This window comes from Escherichia sp. MOD1-EC7011 (genome assembly GCF_002965005.1).
GTDB classification, from domain to species: Bacteria; Pseudomonadota; Gammaproteobacteria; order Enterobacterales; family Enterobacteriaceae; genus Escherichia; species Escherichia ruysiae.
In genome coordinates this window covers 37986-46408 of the sequence record NZ_PTRD01000006.1, presented here as the reverse complement: position 1 = coordinate 46408, position 8423 = coordinate 37986, and the positions used below count along the sequence as shown (strand labels likewise).

Annotated in this window: 8 protein-coding genes; all 8 read right to left on the bottom strand. The window is 57.6% G+C overall.

All coding sequences use genetic code 11. The features are described from left to right. Positions 1-2628, bottom strand: a 2628-nt coding sequence (locus A7098_RS02500) for a host specificity protein J (protein ID WP_105280279.1), incomplete at its 3' end; no start/stop codon positions are given. Positions 2629-2688: 60 nt separating this feature from the next. Further along, on the bottom strand, positions 2689-3261 hold the full coding sequence (locus A7098_RS02495) for a tail assembly protein (RefSeq protein WP_000847666.1): 573 nt from the start codon (positions 3259-3261) through the stop codon (positions 2689-2691). Beyond that, a complete protein-coding gene (locus tag A7098_RS02490) occupies positions 3258-4001 on the bottom strand; it encodes a C40 family peptidase (protein WP_105280278.1) in 744 nt (247 codons plus the stop codon). Before A7098_RS02490 ends, A7098_RS02495 begins: the two co-directional genes overlap by 4 nt. A gap of 5 nt (positions 4002-4006) precedes the next feature. Next, positions 4007-4705 carry a phage minor tail protein L gene (locus A7098_RS02485; RefSeq protein ID WP_105280277.1) on the bottom strand — a complete coding sequence of 233 codons (699 nt, stop codon included), beginning with the start codon at positions 4703-4705 and terminating at the stop codon, positions 4007-4009. Beyond that, entirely contained in the window at positions 4705-5034 is a 330-nt protein-coding gene (locus tag A7098_RS02480; protein WP_000847364.1) for a phage tail protein, read from the bottom strand. Before A7098_RS02480 ends, A7098_RS02485 begins: the two co-directional genes overlap by 1 nt. Next, positions 5031-7592, bottom strand: coding sequence for a phage tail tape measure protein (locus A7098_RS02475; protein ID WP_105280276.1), 2562 nt, complete (start codon positions 7590-7592; stop codon positions 5031-5033). Before A7098_RS02475 ends, A7098_RS02480 begins: the two co-directional genes overlap by 4 nt. Further along, complete coding sequence (locus A7098_RS02470; RefSeq protein ID WP_021544911.1) at positions 7585-8019, bottom strand: phage tail assembly protein T; 435 nt, start codon at positions 8017-8019, stop codon at positions 7585-7587. Before A7098_RS02470 ends, A7098_RS02475 begins: the two co-directional genes overlap by 8 nt. Further along, positions 8001-8423 carry a phage minor tail protein G gene (locus A7098_RS02465; RefSeq protein ID WP_000479177.1) on the bottom strand — a complete coding sequence of 141 codons (423 nt, stop codon included), beginning with the start codon at positions 8421-8423 and terminating at the stop codon, positions 8001-8003. The genes A7098_RS02470 and A7098_RS02465 overlap by 19 nt, the downstream gene beginning before the upstream one ends.

The following is an 8423-nucleotide window of genomic DNA, read 5'->3' as shown; positions in this document are numbered from 1 at the left end:
TATCTGCTGGATCGCTGCACTCTGGTCTTCCAGTTTCTTATTGACGGTCTGCGTGATTTCATTACTGACATCCGTGATGGACGTTCTGATTTCCGCCAGGTCAGGCGCAAGCTGACCGTTATCAATCTGCGTCCACAACTCCTGAGCCAGATGGGTTTTCCCTATCTCTCCTTTGAAAAAATCCAGATAGCCGGATGCATCATCACTCGGCTGGCCAACAGCCTCCACGAATGCCGATTTGCCAACGGTGTTCACACTGCGGATGTAAAAATAATAATCATGGCCCGGCTTGATATTGATACTGGCAGCTATCCAGTACAGCGCCGTGCCAAGATAGCGGGCTGTGGTTTCAACCTGCCTGATATCCGCAATCCGCTTTTCCGAGAACCAGAACTCAAACTGTACCGTCGGATCATAAACGGCAAGATGCGGCGTGGCGGTTATCTGAAAATAGCCCGGCGTCAGCTCAATCCTCGACGGCGCTGCCGGTGCGGCAATCCGGAACGATACCGATGCCGGATCGCCCTGCTGCCCCCAGGCATTTGCCGCCCGGACTGTCAGCCTGTAATTTCCCAGCGCCAGTTGCCTGAAGCGGTATGTGGTTTCCGTCGTCCGGGCAGTGCTGACCAGCCGCTCACTGCCGTCATCCGCAGCCACGGTCAGGCGAAGCAGGAAGCTCACGCCCTTCACCACCTTCGGCGTGTCCCAGCGCGCCAGCACCTGATATTCCCCGCTGTCTGCGGTGACTTCTGCGGTCAGGTGCTGCACTGCTGGCGGCGTGACACCGTTCACCGTTCCGCTCTGGTCGCCGTCAAAGTGCGCCCCGTTATCCACGATGGCTTCTTTCTCCGGCACATGCTGCACGGCAGTGATGGCATACGTGCCGTCATCGTTCTCACGGATACTCACACAGCGGAACAGGCGCTGGCGCAGCGTCGGCAGCTTCAGCCCCCACACGCTGTACTCGGCAACGCCGTCAGGAACCCGGCTCAATTTCACCTTCACGCCGTCGGTGACGGACTGGACCTCCACGCTGACCGGACTCCCCTGTCCGTCAACCAGGCTTATCAGCGTGGTGCCGGAGGATGGCAGCGTGATTTCACGGTCGAGCGTCAGTGTCCGCGTCTGGCTGTTCACCGCCAGCACGCGCCCGCCGATGCTGATACCCGCATAGTCATCATCACAGATTTCAATGACATCGCCCGGTACATGGCGAAGCCCTTCTGCACCCACGCTGAAGTCCACGGTCTGCGTTTCCAGCAGCTCCGTTTTAATCAGCCACAGCCCGGCGCGGTGTGCCTGCCCCCGGCTGGTACAGCCAAAGGCATCCATCTTCGTGACGTTACGACCGTAACGGAGAATGGCCTGCGTATCTTCAACAAGCTCTGTCGCCGTCTCCCAGCCGTTATCCGGGTCAATCCAGTTCACCTCAACGGCATTATGGCGGTCCTTCATGGCGCTGAAGCTGTAGCGGAACGGCGCGCCATCATCCGGCATCACCACATTACTGCGGTTATAGGTCCACACCTTATCCGACGGTCGGTCCTGCACGAACGTCAGCGTCTGCCCGTTCCATACCGGCATACAGCGCATCGCCGAGCAGAAATCACTGAGCACATCCCACGCCTTACGTTGTGTGGTCAGGTAAGCGTTACAGGTGATGCGCGGCTCCGTACCGCCAAAGCCGTCCGGCACCGACTGGTCGCAATTCTGGCCGATGACATACAGCGCCCATTTATCCACATCTGCCGCACCAAGACGTTTCCCCATGCCGTAGCGCGGGTGGGTCAGCATATCCCACAGACACCAGGCCATGTTGTTGCTGTATGCCGGTTTAAACGTCCCGTCCCAGATACCGCTGTATTGCCGCGTCTGCGGGTTATAGTTCGATGGCACCTGCAGAATGCGCCCGCGAAGATGATAATTACGGCTCACCTGCTGGCTGCCGAACTGTTCCGAGTCCACCTGCACGCCGACCAGTGCCGTGTTCGGGTAGCACTGTTTCACATCGATGATTTCAGTGTATGACGACCAGAGCGTTTTGTTCTGCAGCTGGTCTGTGGTGCTGTCCGGCGTCATCCTGCGCATCCGGATATTAAACGGGCGCGGCGGCAGGTTACCCACCACCACCGAGGCCAGATACTGCGAGGTGGTTTTGCCCTTAATGGTGATGTCTTTTTCCGTCACCCAGCCACCGTTACGTTGTATCTGAACCAGCAGGCGGACTTCCGACGGATTCCTGTCACCCTTTGAGGTGGTTTCCACCAGTGCCTGCACACCGAAGGTAAAGCGCAGACGGTCGATGTTTGCAGACGTGATGGTCCGGGTGATCGGCGTGTCATATTTCACTTCCGTACCCAGCACCGTCTCGGATCCGGAGGATTCAAAACCCTCCGGCGGTGTCTGCTCCTGCTCACCTGCCCGGAACACCACCGTGACGCCGGAGATGTTGGTATTCCCCTCACTGTCCAGCACCGGCGTACTGTTCAGCAGCACGCTTTTTAATCCATCCACCGGACCTTCAACCGGCCCTTCGCTGATGGCATCGATCACACTCAGCAACTGCGTGGACTTCAGGTTGTCCTTCGCTTCGCGCGGGGTATGCCCCTTACTGCTTCCTTTACCCATTCCTCACGCTCCATAAATGACAAAACCGCCCGCAGGCGGTTTCACATAAAACATTTTGCATCAGCGACCAATCACCACAACCTGACCACCGTCCCCTTCGTCTGCCGTGCTGATCTCCTGAGAAACCACACGTGATCCCACGCGCATTTCACCGTACAGAACGGGCAGAACATTGCCCTGGGCAACCATGTTATCCAGTGAGGAGAAATAGGTGTTTTGTTTGCCGTTATCCGTTGTCTGTGTACGGGGAGTTCTGGCTTTCGGTGCCAGCATCTGGGCCACACCACCGAGCACCATACTGGCACCGAGAGAAAACAGGATGCCGGTCATACCACCGGCCCCAATGGCTGCCCCCCACGCTGCAAGGGTGGCTCCGGCAGTAAAGAATGATCCGGCAATGGCGGCTGCTCCCAGGACAATCTGGAATACGCCACCTGACTTGGCCCCGGCGACTCTGGGAACAATATGAATCACAGCGCCATCAGGCAGAGTCTCATGTAACTGCGCCGTTAACCCGGACGTGCTGACGTCCCGCCCGGCAATCCGTACCTGATACCAGCCGTCGCTCAGTTTCTGACGAAACGCCGGGAGCTGTGTGGCCAGTGCGCGGATGGCTTCAGCCCCCGTTTTCACACGAAGGTCGATGCGGCGGCCAAATCGTTGCAAATCCCCGTAAAGGCAGATGCGCGCCATGCCCGGTGACGCCAGAGGGAGTGTGTGCGTCGCTGCCATTTGTCGGTATACCTCTCTCGTTTGCTCAGTTGTTCAGGAATATGGTGCAGCAGCTCGCCATCACCACAGTAAATGGCGGCATGATTCGGCACCGATGAACCAAAACAGCACAGCAGCACATCGCCCGGTTGTGCTGATGACAACGGCACCTGATACAGCCCTGTGGCCTCCAGATTATCCAGATAGAGATTCTGACCGTGACGCCACCAGTCATCCCCGCGATGAAAATCCGGCATCTCAATCCCCGCCAGATGATAAGCATCCCGGAACAGCGTGTAACAGTCCGTCACCCCGTGCTCAAAGCGCCGTCCGGTGAGATGCGGCACACAGCGGAATTTATGAATCTCCCCACGGCAGACCAGCCACCACGGCAAATCACTCTGCACCTGCAGCCGCCGGTCGGCCTCACTCAGCCAGGGCAGACCACCGGGGTGGCTGTGGACCAGCGCCACAATCTCACCCTGCATTTCTGCCTGCAGCCAGTCTTCCGGCGACATACGGAAATACGCCTCCGGCTCACCGGAGATATTCACGCAGGGGAAATATCTTTCCCCCTCCGGCGTGCTTACCACGAAGCCGCACGACTCCGCTGGCGCACATCGCCGGGCGTGCGCCAGAATCGCTGATTCTGTCTGTGTCATGGGATTTACTGCGAAAGTTTGTTAATGGAAAGGAAGCCGCCAAAGTTGCCGACGTTATTGCGAAACTTACAGCCGCTCAGGCATTTGCTGCATTTATCCTTCGTGATATCGGACGTCGGCTGGTCATATTCATCCGCGACCGCCGGACCGTGATAACCGCACTCATCGCCGCGATAGGTCCAGGTGCAGGTGTTGGCCAGCATGATACGCCCCGGAAAAACAACGCCATCCGTTTCCGTCGGCGTGGACAGTACAAAGGAGGCACTGACCGCGCTCAGTTCGCTGCACTGCTCGATGCGCCAGCGGCTGATCACCTCCTGCTCCGGATCGGCGTCACTGTTTCCGTTAACGAAGTTCACCGCATCCAGAAAACGGGCGTAAACCTTACGCCGGACCACCGTTCCGCCGACCAGACTCTGCAGATCTTCCGCCATCCCGGTGACCATGCCGTACAGGTTAGAGACTGCCAGCGTGGGGCGCGTACTGGTGCCTTTGCCATTCAGTTCAAAACCACTCCCCTGAATGGGATACGCCAGATACTGCCGCCCCTGCCAGGTAACCGGCTCACCTTTTTCGTTCTGCTCATTACAGAAAAAATAGCGTTCACCACCGACCTCTGTCAGATCGATTTCCCAGAGCACCACGCTGGCCGACTGCTCCGCACGGGTGCATTCATTCAGTGTTTCCTGCCGGATATCCTGCATCAGTTCACCACCTGTTTAAACTCTGCGCTGAACTCAACACGCAGCATACTGACCCGCGACGTCCATTTTGCGCAGGTCACCTTTATCTGCCGCCAGTCATAAGGCGGCGTCCACAGAAAGGCTTTCCAGCCTCCGTGCTCTGCCAGAAACGATTCCAGCGCCGTGGCCTCCCAACGGGGGACAGAAATCGTCACGCTGTACGTTTTCAGGTTGGCATTCAGCCCGGCAGGCGCGCGCTGGGAGTAACCATCACCAAAGCGCACCTCCCTGACGGAAGGAGTCGAAGCCACATCCATACCCGGTTTCACTTTCCAGCGGAAGGTTTTCATCGTCCACCTCCGGAGAACAGACCACCATCACGCATCTGCCCGGTCACAACATCCATTGCCGCCTTACGGGCTACGTCATAAACCGCCTTCAGCGCCTGTGGCCCTATCTGACCGTTCGTGCCGTCGTTGTTAATCACCACATGGTTATTCTGCTCAAACTTCCCGGACGCCTGCGACCGGCTGTCCGCCATGCTGCCCGGTGTACCGACATAACCGCCGGTGGCATAGCCGCGCATCAGCCGGTAAAGATTCCCCACGCCAATCCGGCTGGTTGCCTCCTTCGTGAAGACAAATTCACCACGATGAACAATCCCCGCAGGCTCATATTTGCCGCCGGTTCCCGTAAATCCTCCGGTCGCAAAATGGAGTTTCGCCGCAGCGGCCTGAATGGCTGCACCACCTGACGCTGATGAGCCGCCACCGGTAGCACCTCCAATGGCGCTGCCGATACTCCCGACAATCCCCACCATTGCCTGCTTAAGCAGAATTTCTGTCATCATGGACAGCACGGAACGGGTGAAGCTGCGCCAGTTCTGTTCACTGCCGGTCAGCATCGCCGCCATATTCTGTGCAATACCATCAAAGGTCTGCGTGGCTGCACTTTTAACCTGCGACATACTGTCCGTGGCGCTCTCTTCCCACTCACTCCAGCCGGACTTCAGGCCTGCCATCCAGCTCCCGCGAAGCTGGTCTTCAGCCGCCCAGGTCTTTTTCTGCTCTGACATGACATTATTCAGCGCCAGAGGATTATCGCCATACTGTTCCTTCAGGCGCTGTTCTGTGGCTTCCCGCGCTGCCTGCCGGTCAGTCAGCCCCCGGTTTTTCGCCTCAATGGCTGCCCGTTTTGCCCGTTGCTGCTGTGCGAATTTATCCGCCTGCTGCGCCAGCGCGTTCAGGCGCTCCTGATACGTAACCTTGTCACCAAGTGCAGCCAGCTGGCGTTTGTACTCCAGCGTCTCGTCTTTATGCGCCAGCAGGGATTTCTCCTGTGCAGACAGCTGGCGACGTTGCGCTGCCTCCTCCAGTACCGCGAACTGACTTTCTGCCTTCCATAAATCCCGGCGCTGCTGGCTGATTTTCTCATTTGCTCCGGCATGCTTCTCCAGTGTCCGGAGTTCTGCCTGAAGCGTCAGCAGGGCAGCATGAGCACTGTCTTCCTGACGATCGCCCGCAGACACCTTCACGCCGGACTGCTTCGGCTTTTTCAGCGTCGCTTCATAATCCTTTTTCGCCGCCGCCATCAGCGTGTTGTAATCTGCCTGCAGGATTTTCCCGTCTTTCAGTGCCTTATTCAGTTCTTCCTGACGGGCGGTATATTTCTCCAGCGGCGTCTGCAGGCGTTCGTAAGCCTTCTGCGCCTCTTCGGTATATTTCAGCCGTGACGCTTCGGTATCGCTCTGCTGCTGCGCATTTTTGTCCTGTTGACTCTGCTGCTCAGCCTTCTTTCGGGCGGCTTCAAGCGCAAGACGGGCCTTTTCACGATCATCCCAGTAACGCGCCCGCGCTTCATCGTTAACAAAATAATCATCCTTGCGCAGATTCCAGATATCGTCCGCTTTCTTAAACGCGGCCTCTGCCTTAATCAGCATCTCCTGCGCGGTATCAGGACGACCAATATCCAGCACCGCATCCCACATGGATTTGAATGCCCGTGCTGTCCTGTCTGCCCAGGTTTCCAGCGTGCCCATGTTCTCTTTCAGGCGGCGGGTCTGGTCATCAAACCCTTTCGTCGCGGCCTCGTTCGCCGCCTGCAATGCCCCGGCTTCTTCGCCGGAACGCTGCAACTGAGCAACATACGCAATCTGTTCCGCCGTCACGTTATGGAACTGGCGCGCCATCGCTGTCAGCCCCGACGTCGGGTCAGTGGTCAGCTTCCCGAAGGCTTCAGCGACCTTGTCCACCTCCACGCCGGATGCAGAGGAGAAACGCGCCACACTCTGGCTGATGGACGCAATCTGAGCCTCACCGCTTACCCCCGCCTTAACCAGCGCACTGAGTGACTCGCTGGTCTGGTTAAACGTCAGCCCTGCCGCCTGCCCGGCTCTGGACAGGATCAGCATACGATCTGCCGTCAGTCCCGCCTGATTACCGGAAAGGACCAGCGTTTTATTGAAATCGGACAGGGTTGAGTCACCCTGATACCAGGCATACGCCAGCGCACCGGTCGCCACCGCCAGCGAGGTGGCCCCGACCATCGGCAGGGTGATCGCACCGGCAAGCCCCCTGAACATGGGGATCATCCCGCCGAAGGAGTCCTTCACCTGACCACCCTGTTGCAGCAGGATCAGCCACGGACTCTGCCCGCCTGCAAGCTGCGTGGCCACGTCGGTGAACTGTGCAGGGAGCATACGCATGGCGGCTTTATACTGTCCGACGGAAATCCCCGCTTTCTGTGCAGCCAGCGCCTGCCGGTTCATTGACTGTTCAACGACTGCCGCTGTTTTTTTCGCATCACTTTCCGTACCGGAAAAATGACGCCTGACTCTGGCCATCTGCTCGTCAAATCTGGCCGCATCCAGACTTAAATCAACGACCAGATCGCCTACCGGTTCAGCCATACCGGACTCCTCCTGCGATCCCTTCTGATACTGTCATCAGCATTACGTCATCCTCCGTCATGCCCGCCACATCCGGGGAAGCGGGGATAACTTCATTCCCGTCCGGGTCAAAGCGGACGCCTCCGGCAAGCCCTGCCGCTTTCTGCATCAGCACATCATCTTCAGGCTCTTCGTCAGCCTCACACCGGTTCAGCAGACTGAAATCCAGCGGATGCATATCCGGATCGCTGAAAAACAGGCTGAGTACGGTGTACGTCAGCCCGGAAAAGTGCATATCCAGCAGAACATCATGAAAATAATGGGTACTGTAAAAGCGGTGCCAGTCGGCATACTCCGTGGATGACATCCCGGCAAGCATGGCGCGCCAGTCGGGTCGCCCCATCTCACGCGCCAGTTTCAGGGCAAAACTCAGCTCACCGTCGAACACTTTCCCGCAGAAACAGGCTCTGCAGGCCCGGCGTCATCTGCCTGTTCAGGGGCATTATTCACAACAAACTCAGACATTCCGGACAGACGTAACACCACGTTTTCAGCCTGAGCAATTGCCTCCGTGGGCCAGGTGGTAAGCACTTCCTGCTCAATCTGTTTAATGGCTTCATTCATGGACGGCAGCTTTGTCTTCTGCGGATGGTTATGCCACAGAGACATCGCCACCAGAAACGCCCCGCCTCTGATAAGATCCTCTACAGACACCTGCAGGTTGCCACTGGATTCAGCCTTTTTTTCCTGCTCTTTCAACCAGGCAAGATGCTCAATACGCTGCAGGGCTGACAGTTCAGAAAGCGTGACGGTCACGCCGTTATGTTCAAATGATTCTGTTTTCAGGAACAT

What these genes read in the sequence shown, in the direction of transcription:
- A7098_RS02490 (WP_105280278.1), bottom strand. Translation starts at nt 4,001, where the DNA reads ATGACACAGACAGAATCAGCGATTCTGGCGCACGCCCGGCGATGTGCG.
- A7098_RS02485 (WP_105280277.1), bottom strand. Translation starts at nt 4,705, where the DNA reads ATGCAGGATATCCGGCAGGAAACACTGAATGAATGCACCCGTGCGGAG.
- A7098_RS02480 (WP_000847364.1), bottom strand. Translation starts at nt 5,034, where the DNA reads ATGAAAACCTTCCGCTGGAAAGTGAAACCGGGTATGGATGTGGCTTCG.
- A7098_RS02475 (WP_105280276.1), bottom strand. Translation starts at nt 7,592, where the DNA reads ATGGCTGAACCGGTAGGCGATCTGGTCGTTGATTTAAGTCTGGATGCG.
- A7098_RS02465 (WP_000479177.1), bottom strand. Translation starts at nt 8,423, where the DNA reads ATGTTCCTGAAAACAGAATCATTTGAACATAACGGCGTGACCGTCACG.